The following is a 16,311-nucleotide window of genomic DNA, read 5'->3' on the forward strand; positions in this document are numbered from 1 at the left end:
GGTTTGTCGTTCAAACATTTTTAAGTGTTTGATCTTTTGGGTTCTATAATCGTGTATCTTTGATGTTAGGGTCCCACAGTTTGGGCAAGTGTGACCTATCACTGGAATCTCCACATGAAAACAAAATTTATCTTCTATAAACTCTGTATACTTGATAACCACTTCTTCAAATCCTGGTAAAACTATGTTAGAATTCATAATGCACGTATCCCCATTTCATACTTGTTTCTCGACAACTCAAGTATAAAAGAATGGGTGATATCGTGCTCTTTTTTATGCACTCAAATTGTGTATAAACCCCAACATTTATTATAGAACCCATTTTCGTTGCTTCAATGCTATAGAAAAGGCCTCTCAACAGTTAAAGGTTTACCGTTAAGAAGCCTGTTATTTTTACAACCTTCAATTCTCGTTATAGGGGTTGTTTTTAATACCTCAACATGCAACATCTAGAGCCCTGATCTCCTTTTATCATCTAACACTCTTCAGGTGTGCCCTCATTCGTTGATGTACGGAACGATGAACCACAGCCACAATTGGCGATGGCGTTCGGATTATCGATCGTAAAGCCCCCACCCATTAAAGACTGTTTGTAATCAATTTTTACTCCCTTTAATATTGGTGCGCTTTCCTCGTCAACGACCATTTGAATCCCGTGTTGTTCAAATTGGATATCACCTTCGGCTACTTCATGTTCAAAGCCCATGCCATACGATAGTCCACTACATCCGCCACCTTGGACTCCAATGCGAAGAAGAGCTCCTTCTTCTTCATTTTCTTTCTTCATCGCATTGATTTGATGTGCTGCTGATTCAGTTATTTCTAAAATATCACTCATTCATCTTCCCTCCAATCTGAGATTTTACTTGTCTAGCTTTGCATTATAGCCGCCCAAGTCGATTCAACTCTAAACTTCAATGTGTAGAAAGTTGACTATTGTACTTTATTTTTCTTTTAGTATACCTTTCCCCTTTTGGCTATACAAATAATTAGCCCTATCATAACATGGGATTATAAAGGTAGAAATTGATATATCTTCTAGTAGTAATACGTGCCCATACATATAGTTTCAGCAGGTCCTGTCATTAGGACATTCCCTTCATTTGTCCATGTGATGCGTAAATCCCCACCTGCTAAATGTACAAGTGTTTCTTTGTTACGTATCGTCTTGTTATTTAATACAGATGCGACTACTGCTGCGCATGCACCTGTTCCACAAGCTTGAGTAATACCTGATCCTCTTTCCCAAACTCGGAAATGAAGTTCGTGATCATTAACGACTTCAACATATTCAACATTAATTCCTTCTGGGAACCTGGCATCCTTCTCAATTAATGGTCCTTCCGACGTTAATGGAGCCTCATCAATATGTTCAACGTAAAAAATGGCATGTGGATTCCCCATAGAGACAAGTGTCACTTCTCGCTCTTCACCAGCAAAGATATTTTTCTCACTTACAACAATTTCCTTATCATCACCAACCATAGGAATTTGAGACCGTTTTAATTGTGGTTTACCCATATCTATCGTTATACTAATGACTTTGCCTTCCTCTTCTTGAATTTGCGCATATACAACACCTGATAGTGTTTCGATGGGAAATGCCTTGTCACTCACTATTTTATGTTCGTACACATATTTCGCAACACATCTGAGACCATTTCCGCAGTTTTTCCCTTCTGAACCGTCATTATTAAAAATCCTCATCTTCACAGCGGCTACTTCTGACGGACATATTAAAATCATTCCGTCTGAGCCAATTCCTGTATTCACATTAGAAACTTTTATAGCAAGCTCAGCTATTTGTGACTCTTTAAGCTTTTCCTCGAACATATTTACATATATATAATTATTGCCTAGACCATGCATTTTAGTGAAAGTCAGTTGATTCATTGCAACATACCCTCCATATATTTTTTTCCGTTAGTCTTCATGTATATTGTACTCATTTTTTGTTCATACTGGAATTATCCCCCGTATGATATCGTCCTTCATTTTATTTGAAGGACTTCTTTTTGTTTCTTTCGACTCAGCATTAGTAGTACTAATTTCATATATTTTACGATATAATTAAATAAATATGATTTTGTACTCAGGAAATATAAACTGCTAGTTAGGAAGGAAGCAAGATGAATACGATCCCTCCATTCTATGATTATAAACCTACATGCTTGCTATGTAAAAAAACTTATACTACTCAAAAGGTTAGATCACGTTATACGAAAATTTCTCTTCATGAGTCAGATTTCTGTCCTCAATATAAAAATGAAGCATACGATCCTTCACTTTATTACATTTGTGTGTGCCCTCATTGTGGGTTTTCTAGTTCAAATAAGTTTGAAGAGGTTTTCCCGCCTTTAACGATAGAAACGATTAAAAAAAATATTTGTGACAACTGGGCAGGTAAAAATTACTGTGGGATTCGGACAAAGAAAGATGCGATTGATACATATAAATTAGCAATATATAGTGCATTACTTAAGAAAGAAAAACATATAACAATTGCTGGGATGTATCTTCGTACAGCTTGGTTATATCGTAAATTAACAAACCAAAAACAAGAAAAACGTTTTATGAAATTAGCACTACAGGAGTATATTCAGTCGTATATGACCGACGACTTTAACTTTACCCAAATGTCTGAAATTCGTATCTTGTATATGATTGGAGAATTGAACCGAAGGATTGGTAATGATGAGCAAGCTATTCGATATTTTTCAAAAGTTCTTGAACAGCAAAATAACACGATTGAATACGGCATTATTAGCATGACGAGAGAGCGGTGGTATGAAATCCGCCATGATCGACAAATGGTTACTCTCGATTAGGACAGACTGTTGTTCGATTATGTCTTCGAGCATGATTGATTAAAGCAGATTAGGCAATTAGGTTATCAAGTTAAGGAAGCTATAGCATGACCAATCAAAATAGTAATCACAAAAAGTGCACTAATAAATGAGTGCACTTTGCTTATTCTGTTACCACATATATATTATTTTGTACGAAGAATTAAATACGAAAACAACTTAGATTACAAAGCACTTTTCCTTCTATAAAATGACGGCAGTCATATTAAATCTCAGTTTAGTACCATTAGCAACAGAATTTACGAAAAGAGTCTCATTAAAACATCGGATTATCCTCTAAATATTGATATATATTATTTACGAGTTCATCAGCATCTTTTCCTAAAACAATCTCTCCATTGACAAGTGCAAACAAGGATTGGGCACATTTACCACAATAGCCTAAACATCCATATTCAATGATATCTAAATTAGGATCCTTCTCAAGCTTTTCACGTGCTTGTTGACCACCATTAGCTAAATTACTAACACAAAATTCAATAATAGGCTTCATTTTTTTCACCTCTCATTGATTTTATATGCTACTCATTTTTTGCTGTTTCGTCAACAATATTGCTCAAATTTTGTCAAGAAATATGGAATATTTGTTGTTATTTTGTCGTAATTTAGTTATACTTTTTTATGGTTTCATCATTATTTAGTTATTAACCATATTAATATGTATAACATTATATATTTTATAGAAAATTTATGAAGTACCTTTCGTAATCTCTTACTTTTTTAACAAAGGGGAAGTCAACAATGAAAAACCTTGTCATTCTTGGTGGCGGATACGGTGGTATGCGTATCCTTCATCGCCTTTTACCCAACGAACTACCAAATGATGTCCAAGTTACTCTAGTTGATCGCATTCCATATCATTGCTTAAAAACCGAATACTATGCTCTGGCAGCCGGTACCATTTCAGATACGCACGTGCGAGTATCTTTTCCTGAGCACGATCGGTTGAACCTCTTATATGGAGAAGTTACGAACATTAATTTGGAAGATAAAACAGTTGAATTTCAAGATCGAGAACCGTTATCTTATGATGATTTAATCATTGGTTTAGGCTGTGAAGACAAATATCATGGCGTTCCTGGAGCGCAAGAATATACTTACAGTATTCAAACAATTGATAATTCAAGAGACACTTACCAAAGGCTGAATAACTTACCAGCAGGTTCCACTGTCTCTATTGTAGGTGCAGGACTAAGCGGCGTAGAGTTAGCGAGTGAATTACATGAAAGCCGTGTTGATTTAAACATCAAACTATTCGACCGTGGAAAACACATTTTATCAATGTTCCCTGAACGTTTAAGTAAGTATGTTGAGTCATGGTTTTTAGAACATAACATAGAGTTAATTAATAATGCTTGTATTACGAAAGTAGAAGAAAATGCCTTATATAATCATGATGAAGGCATCGCAAGTGATGCAATTGTTTGGACAGCAGGCATTCAGCCAAATAAAGTCGTTCAAGCTTTACCTGCCGAAAAAGATGCACAAGGACGCGTAGTATTAACGAACCAGCATAACATTCCTGAAAATGAAAATGTCTATGTAGTTGGTGATTGTGCCAGCCTGCCACACGCACCTAGTGCACAACTAGCTGAAGGGCAAGCTGAACAAATCGTTCAAGTGCTTCTTAAGCGCTGGAATAATGAAGAACCACCAAGTGAATTCCCACCAATTAAATTAAAGGGTGTTCTAGGTTCTCTAGGTAAAAAACATGGTTTCGGTTTACTTGCAGATAGACCTCTAATGGGAAGAGTTCCTCGCCTATTAAAATCAGGAATTCTGTGGATGTATAAAAATCACAGAGGTTAAACTCGGACTCAGATACTCATTGAGCATACCTCGAGCTACTTTAAGAATATCACAAGCAGGTTGACCATCCCCGAGCATATTAAAATCAGAGGTTTTTTTGCCTCTGATTTTAATAAAACGTCTTCAATGGCTGACTATGCTATGCAAGATTACATCGGTACATTAATCAAGAAAAGACGGGTTGTTACCCGTCTTTTCACTGTATTTTTTGCTATTAATCTTATTAATGCGAACATTACTTTGTTTATGAACTTTGGTTTGCATTCACTTAGTCATATGCTTGTTATCCTTGTTGATAGCCGTATTTCTCCATTTCTTCAAATACAGCTTTTAATTTAGGGTTTCCTTCACCAACAATATTGTCATTAATAACAACTACTGGATAAAACATATCCTCTTCTATCACTCTAGTAGCGAAGCTCTGTTTGTCTTCCTTTGAAGGGGGAGCGTATATATCAACATATGATATTGTAAATGGCTGATTAGGAAATTTTCTCGTTATTGCAGCATCCAACCATTCATATGTTTCTTTCGAAGATGGTAAGTTTACACAACTAGGACATAATACTTCCGTACCGTATACACAAACTTCTACTTGTTGTAATATAGTCATAAGGTAAGACACTCCTCTTTTTCAGTGTTCTTATCTTATTGTACAAGAAAACGATTGCTAACGAAACTTTTTCTATAACTCAATCGGTAAATATCCAAGTTCGTACGATAGATTTTTTTCATTACACTGTTTATAATAGATAATAAGGAAAGGAGTCGATAATCTTGGCTGAATTAGTTATGGAAGAACAAGTACAAGAAGTTTTAGATAAACTTCGCCCATTTCTTTTACGCGACGGAGGAGATTGTGAATTAGTTGACGTAGAAGACGGTATTGTAAAGTTACGTTTATTAGGTGCATGTGGTAGTTGTCCGAGTTCAACAATTACATTAAAAGCAGGTATTGAGCGTGCACTTCTAGAGGAAGTACCAGGTGTAGTTGAAGTAGAACAGGTTTTCTAACCTGATATAATATGTCATATTAGTCATCAATATGAAAAGCGAAACCTTCCTGGATGGAGGTTTCGCTTTTTTTGTAGAGTTTTTAAATTGATTATTGTTGTTCATAGTAAAATATAAACACGGAAGATACATATGATCTTATCGCATCTTTTCTTCTAACGACCTCTCTGTGTTGCAATTTTTTATAAATAACAACAAAATTTTACGAAAAGAAGCTTTTATTAAGACAAGACCGAGCTTTTATGGTTAGTTACAGAAAAGTCAGTTCACTTCTTCCTTTTCCTTCGATGTTTGAACTACCGTGCTCCCTTGATTGTCTACAGAAAGAAATTCTATTTTATGTTGAGAAAAGCTACTTTGTAAGGCTTTTTGAAGATTTGCACCTTTACCTTTTTCAGCAAAACAAATAATTGTTGGTCCAGCTCCACTTAATGCTGTACCAAAGGCACCGTTTCTTCTCGCACAAGAGCTAATTTCGTCTATGTCAGGAACGAGCTTTGATCGATATGGTTGATGAAACAGGTCTAGCTCCATCATTTTTCCCGCAAGCGTCCAATTATTAGTCAATAAAGAGCTTATTAACACATTACTAATTGAGCTTGCTTCAACAGCCTTTGAGAATGCAAAATCACTTGGAAGGACACTTCTAGCTTCAGCAGTTTTCAATTCATATCCAGGTATCACGACTACGATATCGACATCAAAATCATGTACTGCGATAATGTCAGTTTCATGTTGACGGTGGCTACCGATAATTAACCCTCCATAAATGGATGCACCAACATTATCAGGGTGCCCTTCATATAAGCTAGCAAATCTAAGCTTTTCATCATTTGTCATATGCAAATCACATAACACATTCGCTAGTTCGATTCCTGCAACAATGGCAGCTGCGCTACTACCAAGCCCTCTAGCAAGTGGAATTTCACCAGAAACTTCTACATAGCATGGAGTTAACTCTTTTTCATGTATATCAGCTACTTTTTGCGCAACTTGAAATATGAGATTATCTTTACCCGTCGGAATATCTCTTAACTCGTCTGTGAGCGAATGAAATAACCATTGTGTACTTCTTTGTACTTCAAGTGTTAAGTAGCGTGTAACAGCTAAGCCGATAGAATCAAACCCTGGGCCTAAGTTCGACGTACTGCCTGGTACTTTTATCTCGATCCGTTCATTCATAGTCACGAATGAACAGCTCCTTGAATATGGTCAAATACAACTTTCTCATCATTTGGCAACACGACAGGCTTAATTTCTGTAGAATCAATGGCAACATTTGGATCCTTCAAGCCATTACCAGTCAAAACAGCCACAACTTTGCTTCCTTTATTCATTTCTCCACTCTTTAGCTGTTTTATTACCCCTGCTATTGAGGCACTAGATGCAGGCTCTGCAAAGATGCCTTCACTACGTGCTAACAGACGATATGCTGCTAATATCTCATCATCTGTTACTTCATCAATTTTACCGTTTGATGATTTAGCTGCATCAACTGCGTAATCCCAGCTAGCTGGATTACCGATTCGGATCGCTGTAGCAATAGTTTCTGGGTTGTTAATTACTTTACCTCTTACAATCGCAGCTGATCCTTCTGCTTCGAAACCTCTCATTTGTGGTAAACCTGTCTTATGCTTTTCATTGTATTCTTTAAAGCCTTTCCAGTATGCAGTAATATTTCCTGCGTTACCAACAGGAATAGCTAGCACATCAGGGGCAGAACCTAATTGGTCACATATTTCAAATGCTGACGTTTTTTGTCCTTCAATTCTATATGGATTCACCGAGTTCACAAGCGTAACTGGTGCAATTTCACTAAGCTTACGAACCATTGTTAGCGCATGGTCAAAGTTTCCTTCAATTGAAAATATCTCTGCCCCATACATGACTGCCTGAGCAAGTTTCCCCATCGCAATTTTCCCATCAGGAATAACTATAATACATCGCATACCAGCACGGGATGCATATGCGGCAGCTGCGGCTGAAGTATTTCCAGTGGAAGCACAAATCACTGTGTCACTGCCTTCCTCTTTTGCTTTTGCTACAGCCATTACCATCCCTCGATCTTTAAATGAACCAGTTGGATTTGCACCTTCTACTTTTACGTATAGGTCAATTCCTAACTCCTTTGAGAGATTGTCAGCTCGGATTAATGGTGTATTACCTTCATGTAAACTTAGCAATGGTGTGTTGTCAGTAATTGGCAAGTATTCCTTGTAATGATGTAATAATCCTTTCCAAGCCATTATACACTCTCTCCCTCTATGCGATATGAACTTTTCACTTCATATATAACATCTAAATCCCGTAATTGCTGCAAAATTTGCTCATAATCTTGTAATGAAGCGTGATGTGTCACTAATACGATTTCTGCTAAGTCACTTTCTTTTAAAGGTAACTGTAATATTTTTTCAAAGCTTACATCTCTTGCTGTAAATAGACCAGTTATTTTCGCAAAAGCTCCAACTTGATCCTTCACATGTATACGTAAAAAGTATTTTGAAAGAATTTCTGAAGCCGCTTTAAGTTGCTTATCATATTGTGGAGTAATAAAGCTATTACCATTAATACCAAGTCTCATGTTTTTCATTACTCCAACCAAATCTGAAACTACTGCAGTAGCTGTTGGTAAGCTACCAGCCCCTGGGCCATAAAACATTGTTTCTCCTACTGCTTCGCCATAAACATATACGGCATTGTACTCGTCATTTACTGATGATAACGGGTGCGATTCCGGAAGTAGAGTCGGCTGGACACTAACTTCAACTCGATCACCACTTCTATTCGCCAAACCAACAAGCTTCATTGTATATCCTAATTGCTTACTATATTGAAGGTCCTCTTCCGTAATATCTGTTATACCTTTCACTGAAACGTCTTCTAAATCAATATTCATCGAAAAGCCGAGGGTAGCTAATATTGCCATTTTCCTAGCGGCATCTAATCCTTCAACATCTGCAGTTGGATCTGCTTCGGCATATCCCAATTGTTGTGCTTCTGCTAGCACCTCATCATAAGGGCTACCAAATTTATTCATTTTCGTTAAAATAAAATTCGTTGTCCCATTTACAATTCCCATCATTTTAGTTATTCGATCTGAAGCAAGACCGTCTACTAAGCTTCGTAAAATTGGAATTCCACCAGCGACACTCGCTTCATAGAAAATATCACAACCGTTTTCCGCAGCAACTGTCAACAATTCTGAGCCATATAACGCCATAAGGTCTTTATTTGCTGTAACAATATTTTTTTTATTTCTGAGTGCATCTAAAATGTGTGAACGGGTTTCATCTACTCCACCCATTACTTCGATGATAACGTCGATGTCAGGATCAGTAATCACATCATCAACATTCGTCGTAAGCACAGATGCATCTATCTTAACATCCCTATCTTTATTCACATCTTTTACAACAATTTTCTTAATTTTCACCGGACAGCCTACCTGATGTATAAGACGGTCTTGATGGTTTTCAATAATTTTCACAACACCGGAGCCTACTGTTCCTAGACCTAATAGGCCAACTGAAATTGACTGTACCATACTCCCCACCTCGTTTGTTGTTTTCTCCAAAGAAACATTTGTTTATATATAAAAGACATTATAGAGAGTATTACATATGATTACAAGCCTTTTTTTAAATGTAAAAATGTAACCGCATACTTTTATAATGGCTGTTTTTTTGTGATTGGTTGTTGTAAATTGTACTAAATTATAGACATTTATACAACTTGCCTTTAGTCGTAATCCATTTTCTTCAAAGTACTTGTTAAGACTACAACCTTTATCTAGTTATTATCACTTAGTAGCAAAAACAAAGTTTACAAAATGAAACTTTATAAAAACATCAATTATATAACCATTCCATTTTCTTTAAAGATCCTTGCTGGTTTACATACGACATGTAATCATACACTTCTTTAAGAAAATGCTCATACTGCTTTGTTGTTTGTAAGATCGTATCTATAGCTTTTATATTCCTTTCTTCATTTTCTTGTTTATAATTACGATAATATTCTTCAATACAATCGAAATAATGTATCGGAAATAGCAAGCGAGCAAACAATATTCTAATAAAAAAAGGAGATAGTTGCTTGGAACGTCCATAATGATAAATAAATTGAGGAATTGTACGGTTGTCAAACTTACCAGCTTTAAAATACTGATGTCGCAACCACTCAGCAATATCTCTTGACGGATGATCAAAAACCCAATCTGTAGGAAACCTTACTAGCTGTTGATGCGACCATGTATTTTCTGTAAACCGTTGATGGCATACTGTTGCAGAATCTACTGGATATGGCTGTTCATCTAATTCTGTATCAACAAGAAATTGAATAGCATTTTCTGTTATACCTAAGTAGTATGGAAATGAGCATAGAAATTTTTCATCAAAAGCATTTAGATTTTCTGCTTTTATTTTTCTCCCCCAGAATATTTCCATTTGATCAAGTCTTTTTTCCCATAAGTATTTCCACTGTCCAATCCTAGCAGTTCTCGTTACTGAATATGGAAACCCACGACCTATATGATGAAATTTGGCAAGTTCCTTTGCTATATGTACTTGTTTTCTGTACGGATAATTTTTATATTGTAACAAAGCATACCTTTGGTCATTAATAAGGGCAAACAATAGTTTACTCTTAGAAGGCACGAACGTTGCAGTGAATTGGTCTCCTTTTTGAACAAAATACTTACTAAACTGATCGAGCTCCATTATTTCATCATCTTCAAGGTGATCAACACGGACTGCAACATAGGACGTACGGTTATTTCTAAGTGATAAGAAACTACCTGGATTTGAAAAGCTCTCATTCACAGATATTCCAAAAAATTCATATATTTGCTCTTTGTTCATTTTATTCTCCTTTCTTCACTATAATATAGGCAATTTCATAATGTGATAACTTAGCTAAGTTACTTATATGTATGCTGCTAATTACTTGAATAATCTACAATGCTCCTTTATGATATAGAAAACAATCTGGCAATATTTTTCACATTCTTAACAATGAACTAGTAAAATATAAGAAAAGTGAGAGCTAGAGCCATCGATGAAAACTTCCATAAAACATGAAGGTTTCTGTTCGTGTATCTCATGGGTAGTGTTAAAAACAACTACATTCAATATGAGACGCTTAACTGTAAGAAAAAAACACTTAGGAATCAGGTGACTATAATGGAAATTAATAAAAGCAATCAAGTCGAAACGAGCGCTAGAGATCTATTAACTCAAAGAGGTGTTACAATCGATGATATTGCTGACCTTGTATATTTTCTACAAGTGAAATATCATCCAGATTTAACGAAGCAAGTATGTATAGATAATATTGAACGTGTTTTATCTAAACGTGAAGTACAAAATGCTATATTGACAGGCATTCAATTAGACATTCTTGCAGAAAAAGGCTTACTTGAAGAACCACTTCTTTCAACAATCACTGAAGATGAAGGGTTATATGGGGTTGACGAAATACTCGCTTTATCAATTGTCAATGTATATGGTTCAATCGGGTTTACTAACTATGGATATATTGACAAAGAAAAACCTGGCATACTTAAAGATTTAAATGATAAATCCTCAGGGAAATGTCATACATTTTTAGACGATATCGTAGGAGCTATTGCCGCAGCTGCCTCAAGTCGACTTGCCCACAGATACGCAAACACAGAGTAAGAAGAAAAGCGGAAGGTGCCCGCTTATCGACGACAAGCATAAGACAATTCGGCTGGATGGTTGCTTTTTAACCACCTTGACGGATTGGCTTATGACCTCGAGTCGATGGCACTTGGAGCTAAATGTGTAAACTGTCCCCCCCTGCAAGTGCTATTATTGGAACTTTTTTCATCAATTCTCGTCTAATTGGATAAAGGGGGTATCCAATATGAGTGTACAAAGATTATTCATTGTTTTAATAATATTGCTCCTATTTATTATGACAGGCTGTGCTAATTACGGAAGTACAACCGAAGTAACAATTGACAGTATCGATGCAGAAGAAGTCTTAACCTTAGACCCTAAGGCTGACATTTTTCAGTTTGATGGGGTTATCTACGCAACTAAGGTTGACTGGGTAGAGGAATTATCATTAACAAAGGATGTCCAAATCGGTGAAATAAAAGAAAGAAATGATACTAATACAGATTTCATCAATGAAATGTCGAATAAACTTCCTATCGGAGCAAAGATTTTCTCAACCAAAGAAAGAGGAGATATTTTACTTGTTGAAACCGAAGAGGCAACCTTGAAATACCTTGCAATCGTTGAAGGTTAATACCGTGCATGAGTAAAAAAATTATCGACCAAATGTTAAAGTGCTTAAGAATTGAATCACGCCAAATTGTTAAACAGTATCTAACAATTTGACGTGCAGTTTTTATGCGTTGAATATATTTTATTGAACATTTTGCGGTAAATTTAAATTGTTAATTTTCCTCGCCAATAACTAAATTGCTTAATGAAAGATCGTCCCCTTTTGCCGAATTAAATATGTTCCATCCATTCTTCCAAAGTATTGATGACGTGTGTTGGCTGCTGCTTATACCCTTTTAATAATTCCTTAGTCGTCACACCAGTATGAACTAATAACGTATCCATGCCAGCATTCATACCTGCTAGAATATCTGTATCGTAATTATCCCCAACCATCAAAGTATTTTCTTTAGGCACACCAAGTACTTTTAGGGCTTGGTCTACAATTATTTTTTCTGGTTTACCTATAAAGATTGGATCAACTTGAGTTGAAACAGTAATAACAGATGTTAGTGAACCGTTACCTGGTAATAACCCTCTCTCAGTTGGGATCGCAATATCACCATTTGTTGAAATAAAAGTTGCTCCATCTCTTACAGCAAGACAACCTAATGCAAGTTTCTCATAATTAATACTTCGATCAATCCCTACTACAACAAAATCAGGTTTGTTATCCTTTAATTCAATTCCTTGATCAGTTAATGCTGTTTGAATTCCTTCCTCTCCTATTACGTATGCACTTGCATGCTCTTTTTGTTCTGATATGTAGTTAGCCGTTGCCATACTAGTCGTAAAAACCTGCTCTTCTGTAGCCGGTATATCAAAATCTCTAAGCTTTTGTGCTACTTGTGCTGGCGTTCGAGAAGAATTATTCGTTACAAATAAATAGGGGATATTATTCTTATATAATTTTTTCACAAAATCACTCGCTGCATCAATTTTATCTTTTCCCCTATACATCGTTCCATCTAAATCAATTAAATAGCCTTCATATTTCTTTAACATGTTACACTCTCCTAAATAGTCATTGTGCTTTCTTATCTTATCAAAAAAAACACTTTCTATAAAAAATAGAAAGCGTTTACTTTATTTTTTTATATTTTCTGATGGCTTTTTTACTTCGTAACGGCAATAATCATCGCCTTTTGCTAAACAAGAGCATGCAATCACATCAGTTTTAAGTACATCTTTAAATAGTTGTAATTCACAAGCACATGCTTGTTCATAGTGCTCAGCAACTTCGGAAATGGGACAATTAAATTCGTTAATGTAAAATACGTCATCGTCTTTTTGTTCAATTTCTGCCATATATCCATTTTCATTTTGAATAGAAGCAAGTTCGTTAATTTTTTCCTCAAATGTTTTATTATTCAATCGAGTATCATATCTTTTCGTCAATCGTTCTAATCTATTTTGGAAAAGTTGATGAATCATTTCTTGTCCGCCCATTTTATGAATATCTTCCAAAAATTCTAAGGTAACTGATTTATAATTTCGAGGAAATAGTTCTTCACCTTTAGCTGATAATTGATAGACATGTATAGGTCTACCAATCGCTTGACGTACAAGTGTAGATTGTATATATAAATCTCTTTCTAATGTATTTAAGTGTCTTCTAACAGCCATTTCTGTTATTCCAAGCTCATTAGCAAGTTCAATAACAGTCAGTCGCTTTTTAAATTTAAGCAACCTTAAAATTTCATCACGTGTTGAAGAGGATTTATTTTGCATGTACTTTCACCATCCTCTTCTTATTGTAAACGATTTTACATGTTATAACAATTAATACGTTGCAAACAGCAGGCTAGCATAGCATGCTATCGTTCACTTCTAAATGCGGTTACTGGACCTAATTCATTAGCTAAATAGTTTAGAACAGACGACGAAAATGTTTTAATACAGGCTATGTTTTTCTGTACTTCAGCTATTAATTGTTTATGGTTTATATGTAAATAATCATGGACAACCATTTTACGGTAACGAATTAAATTTTTAAGTGCCTCACCATCTTCTTTGGAAACGACTTTTTCATCAATTAATATATCTATTATATCTTCATAACTTCCTGGGTCTCGCATAATGAATCCATCAATGATTAAATTACCTACATCTAGCACCGATTCAATCATAATATGTACTATTCGTTCCAATGCCAATTGTTCAATTTGCCCATTGAATGTTTTTTTACTTTCAATTAATTGGACATGATTATCTAAAAAGACTAATGTTGCTTCTATTTTTTGTCTATCAACAAAATACATATGAGTCTCCTTTCAACTTACAAACTTGCACTTATTTACCCTTATTCTACCACATCATAAGATCCGATATTGTTGCTGCTTCCCTCCTAAATGTTCAGATACTCATAAGAAAGTTGCGTGGTTGATTCATACGATATAATATACTAATAGTAAGGAGGGGGTACATATGAGTGAACGTTTCTTTTTATATGATGAAACTGCACAAACAACAACAAGATTTGTGAGCTTCATGGGAGAGCATCAGCGTTTTGATTTGGCAATTATTAAATCAGATAAATATTACGGTAAGCACCTTGTCTTAAACTTACTAAGTAATAAATTTGCTATTATAGGTCAAGACGATTTGGATGAGCCTGGGTTTCTTGAGGGGGCTTATCAGCTTAGTGAAGAAGACGCACAGGAATTGCGCTCATTTTTAGAAGAGATTGTATAATTCAGTCTGTTCACTGGGAATAATACCAATAGATTTAACTTTAAGCTGTTGGTATTATTCCAAAAAGTAGGTGTAATTATCATGAATAATAATCAGAATGAATCTTACTCAGATTTTAAAAATGTTGAAGCAATGAAAAATTATATAGTGCCAGAACAACTCCCTGAAGGTCCTTATGGCTCACCTCGGGGACAAGAAGAGCGAGTTGAGAATAAAAGCTCCTCATGGGAGCCAAGTCAACGTTATTATAGTGCATTTAACTATGAGGTTAAGTCACTACATCATGATATTCCTCGCAAATTTCCTGGTGCACACCCTCCACATGATAAATAAAGTGCTCATGTGTTATGACAAAGACAAACACTTACCGTAAACTTTATTTCTATTTTTACAATATCACAAAGCTAGGTCTTTTAAACAAAGGGTCTTACAAACTTTGTTGCATTATTCACTTACTTTAAACAACTGATGTGTACGATATGATTTTTATAGATTTTTGCAACAATGAATGGGAAAACAGCCTATACAAAAGGTATAACTTAAGGCTAGTTGTATGTTGATCTCTAATACTTCATTAGAATAGTATTGATACTAGCTTACTTTTTTTTATTCTTTACTTTTCTCAAGACAAAATACGCACAGCCAAAATTACAATATTCAAATAAATACTCTGAAATAGAACTAATCTTTGTATCAAATGTTGCTTTTTGATTTTGATCTTCAAAAAAGCCTCGTAACCTTAATTGATTATAGCCCCAATCCCCAACTATGTAGTCATACTTATTTAAAATATCTGAATATCTTGCTCGGAAATCCTCTTCTTTAAATCCATCTTTTATATTTTCTACTAATTCAAAACAATGGTTATTAATACAAATCATTATATATACCTCCGCAGAAAAAGAAGTTCTTACCTTATTTTTACCATAAAAATTATAGAATTACCATTCGATTACTCTTATAAAACCGTTTCAATTGCACAATGTTAGTATATGAGGAGGTGTTTGAATTGAACAAAACGATGATACTGATAGTCAGCATATCAAGTGCTTTTTATTTAACAGCTTGTGCAACCAATGCAGAAGAAAAACAAGCGCTTTATGAAAGAAACGGTACAACAGTTAATGTTACAGATCGCAACGATTTATATAATGAAACAAACTTGCGAAACGATAGAGAGCCTACTCGTTATGGATATGTGAGACATCAGAAAAACCCTATACCTGGAAAAGATACAACATATGATCAGATGGCAAAATTAGATAAAGAACAAGCAGCTGACGTAATTGGTAAGTTATGCACTCAGCTACCGAACGTTTCAGATGTAGCCACACTCGTAACTGATGAAGAAGTATTAATCGCTTATCAAACTGAATCTGATGATAGAGACTTAACTGCCGAGCAAGTCAAGAGAACTGCAACGTCAGTTGTTCCAGGGTACTACGATATTATTGTTGCAGATAATCTAGAAATAAGCAAAGAAATTGAAAGGTATGGAGCCTTAGACGCATCTAATAGTAGTATTGATAAATCACTTAAAGAAACCATTAAGAAAATGTTGACATATCCTCAAGGAACAGACTTTAATTCTAACAAATTGACATCTCCAAATATGATGTCAAAATAAAGTTCATTATACACTAAAGTCCAGCATTGTAGCTGGACTTCTTTTA

Annotated in this window: 20 protein-coding genes and 1 pseudogene; 8 read left to right on the top strand and 13 right to left on the bottom strand. The window is 35.2% G+C overall.

What is annotated here, in order from left to right; translation table 11 throughout:
- The 3 genes from ACSVDA_RS02530 to dapF form a co-directional block, all read right to left on the bottom strand.
- Positions 1-198 (bottom strand): transposase family protein (locus tag ACSVDA_RS02530; protein WP_485880585.1); only part of this gene is annotated, 198 nt, incomplete at its 3' end.
- A gap of 277 nt (positions 199-475) precedes the next feature.
- On the bottom strand, positions 476-838 hold the full coding sequence (locus ACSVDA_RS02535) for a HesB/IscA family protein (RefSeq protein WP_320209538.1): 363 nt from the start codon (positions 836-838) through the stop codon (positions 476-478).
- A 200-nt stretch (positions 839-1,038) separates the two neighbouring features.
- On the bottom strand, positions 1,039-1,893 hold the full coding sequence (dapF, locus tag ACSVDA_RS02540) for a diaminopimelate epimerase (protein WP_485880587.1): 855 nt from the start codon (positions 1,891-1,893) through the stop codon (positions 1,039-1,041).
- Positions 1,894-2,129: 236 nt separating this feature from the next.
- Between dapF and ACSVDA_RS02545 the strand changes: the two genes are divergently transcribed.
- Positions 2,130-2,828: a DUF2225 domain-containing protein gene (locus ACSVDA_RS02545; protein ID WP_485880589.1), complete on the top strand. Its 699-nt coding sequence runs from the start codon at positions 2,130-2,132 to the stop codon at positions 2,826-2,828.
- A 295-nt stretch (positions 2,829-3,123) separates the two neighbouring features.
- Here the strand turns inward: ACSVDA_RS02545 and ACSVDA_RS02550 are convergent, their stop codons facing one another.
- Complete coding sequence (locus tag ACSVDA_RS02550; RefSeq protein WP_485880591.1) at positions 3,124-3,360, bottom strand: YuzB family protein; 237 nt, start codon at positions 3,358-3,360, stop codon at positions 3,124-3,126.
- 248 nt (positions 3,361-3,608) lie between these two features.
- On the opposite strand from ACSVDA_RS02550, the gene ACSVDA_RS02555 reads away from it, so the two are divergent.
- Positions 3,609-4,676: an NAD(P)/FAD-dependent oxidoreductase gene (locus tag ACSVDA_RS02555; protein ID WP_485880593.1), complete on the top strand. Its 1,068-nt coding sequence runs from the start codon at positions 3,609-3,611 to the stop codon at positions 4,674-4,676.
- 283 nt (positions 4,677-4,959) lie between these two features.
- Here the strand turns inward: ACSVDA_RS02555 and ACSVDA_RS02560 are convergent, their stop codons facing one another.
- On the bottom strand, positions 4,960-5,289 hold the full coding sequence (locus ACSVDA_RS02560; protein WP_485880595.1) for a YuzD family protein: 330 nt from the start codon (positions 5,287-5,289) through the stop codon (positions 4,960-4,962).
- 74 nt (positions 5,290-5,363) lie between these two features.
- Here ACSVDA_RS02560 and ACSVDA_RS02565 point away from each other — a divergent pair.
- A pseudogene (locus tag ACSVDA_RS02565) lies at positions 5,364-5,690 on the top strand (NifU family protein).
- A gap of 261 nt (positions 5,691-5,951) precedes the next feature.
- Here the strand turns inward: ACSVDA_RS02565 and thrB are convergent.
- From thrB to yutH, 4 genes are all read right to left on the bottom strand, one after another.
- Positions 5,952-6,872, bottom strand: coding sequence for a homoserine kinase (thrB, locus tag ACSVDA_RS02570; RefSeq protein ID WP_485880886.1), 921 nt, complete (start codon positions 6,870-6,872; stop codon positions 5,952-5,954).
- 2 nt (positions 6,873-6,874) lie between these two features.
- Positions 6,875-7,936, bottom strand: a complete 1,062-nt coding sequence (gene thrC / locus ACSVDA_RS02575) for a threonine synthase (protein WP_485880597.1) — start codon at positions 7,934-7,936, stop codon at positions 6,875-6,877.
- Entirely contained in the window at positions 7,936-9,234 is a 1,299-nt protein-coding gene (locus ACSVDA_RS02580) for a homoserine dehydrogenase (RefSeq protein WP_485880599.1), read from the bottom strand. The genes thrC and ACSVDA_RS02580 overlap by 1 nt, the downstream gene beginning before the upstream one ends.
- A 304-nt stretch (positions 9,235-9,538) precedes the next feature.
- Positions 9,539-10,549, bottom strand: coding sequence for a spore coat putative kinase YutH (gene yutH, locus ACSVDA_RS02585; protein WP_485880601.1), 1,011 nt, complete (start codon positions 10,547-10,549; stop codon positions 9,539-9,541).
- A gap of 321 nt (positions 10,550-10,870) precedes the next feature.
- Between yutH and ACSVDA_RS02590 the strand changes: the two genes are divergently transcribed.
- Positions 10,871-11,368 (top strand): phosphatidylglycerophosphatase A family protein, encoded by a 498-nt coding sequence (locus ACSVDA_RS02590; RefSeq protein WP_485880603.1) that lies wholly within the window; start codon positions 10,871-10,873, stop codon positions 11,366-11,368.
- A 208-nt stretch (positions 11,369-11,576) separates the two neighbouring features.
- Positions 11,577-11,966 (top strand): hypothetical protein, encoded by a 390-nt coding sequence (locus tag ACSVDA_RS02595; protein WP_485880604.1) that lies wholly within the window; start codon positions 11,577-11,579, stop codon positions 11,964-11,966.
- A 209-nt stretch (positions 11,967-12,175) separates the two neighbouring features.
- Here ACSVDA_RS02595 and ACSVDA_RS02600 read toward each other — a convergent pair whose 3' ends face one another.
- The 3 genes from ACSVDA_RS02600 to ACSVDA_RS02610 all read right to left on the bottom strand — a co-directional run bounded on the left by ACSVDA_RS02600 (position 12,176) and on the right by ACSVDA_RS02610 (position 14,205).
- Positions 12,176-12,949 carry a TIGR01457 family HAD-type hydrolase gene (locus ACSVDA_RS02600; protein ID WP_485880606.1) on the bottom strand — a complete coding sequence of 258 codons (774 nt, stop codon included), beginning with the start codon at positions 12,947-12,949 and terminating at the stop codon, positions 12,176-12,178.
- An 81-nt stretch (positions 12,950-13,030) separates the two neighbouring features.
- Positions 13,031-13,675, bottom strand: coding sequence for a helix-turn-helix transcriptional regulator (locus ACSVDA_RS02605; protein WP_485880608.1), 645 nt, complete (start codon positions 13,673-13,675; stop codon positions 13,031-13,033).
- Between the two features lie 86 nt (positions 13,676-13,761).
- Positions 13,762-14,205 (bottom strand): DUF86 domain-containing protein, encoded by a 444-nt coding sequence (locus ACSVDA_RS02610; RefSeq protein WP_485880610.1) that lies wholly within the window; start codon positions 14,203-14,205, stop codon positions 13,762-13,764.
- Positions 14,206-14,371: 166 nt separating this feature from the next.
- Here ACSVDA_RS02610 and ACSVDA_RS02615 point away from each other — a divergent pair, with 166 nt between their 5' ends.
- Entirely contained in the window at positions 14,372-14,638 is a 267-nt protein-coding gene (locus ACSVDA_RS02615; RefSeq protein WP_485880611.1) for a DUF3055 domain-containing protein, read from the top strand.
- 81 nt (positions 14,639-14,719) lie between these two features.
- The gene (locus tag ACSVDA_RS02620; RefSeq protein ID WP_320209552.1) at positions 14,720-14,971 is read left to right on the top strand and encodes a cytosolic protein; all 252 of its coding nucleotides are present in this window, start codon (positions 14,720-14,722) and stop codon (positions 14,969-14,971) included.
- A 263-nt stretch (positions 14,972-15,234) separates the two neighbouring features.
- Here the strand turns inward: ACSVDA_RS02620 and ACSVDA_RS02625 are convergent, their stop codons facing one another.
- Positions 15,235-15,519: a YutD family protein gene (locus ACSVDA_RS02625; protein WP_214481063.1), complete on the bottom strand. Its 285-nt coding sequence runs from the start codon at positions 15,517-15,519 to the stop codon at positions 15,235-15,237.
- 128 nt (positions 15,520-15,647) lie between these two features.
- On the opposite strand from ACSVDA_RS02625, the gene ACSVDA_RS02630 reads away from it, so the two are divergent.
- Positions 15,648-16,265: a YhcN/YlaJ family sporulation lipoprotein gene (locus tag ACSVDA_RS02630; RefSeq protein WP_485880613.1), complete on the top strand. Its 618-nt coding sequence runs from the start codon at positions 15,648-15,650 to the stop codon at positions 16,263-16,265.
- Positions 16,266-16,311: the final 46 nt, after the last annotated feature.

Source organism: Cytobacillus sp. Hm23 (genome assembly GCF_051842895.1).
Lineage (GTDB): Bacteria > Bacillota > Bacilli > Bacillales > SM2101 > Nanhaiella.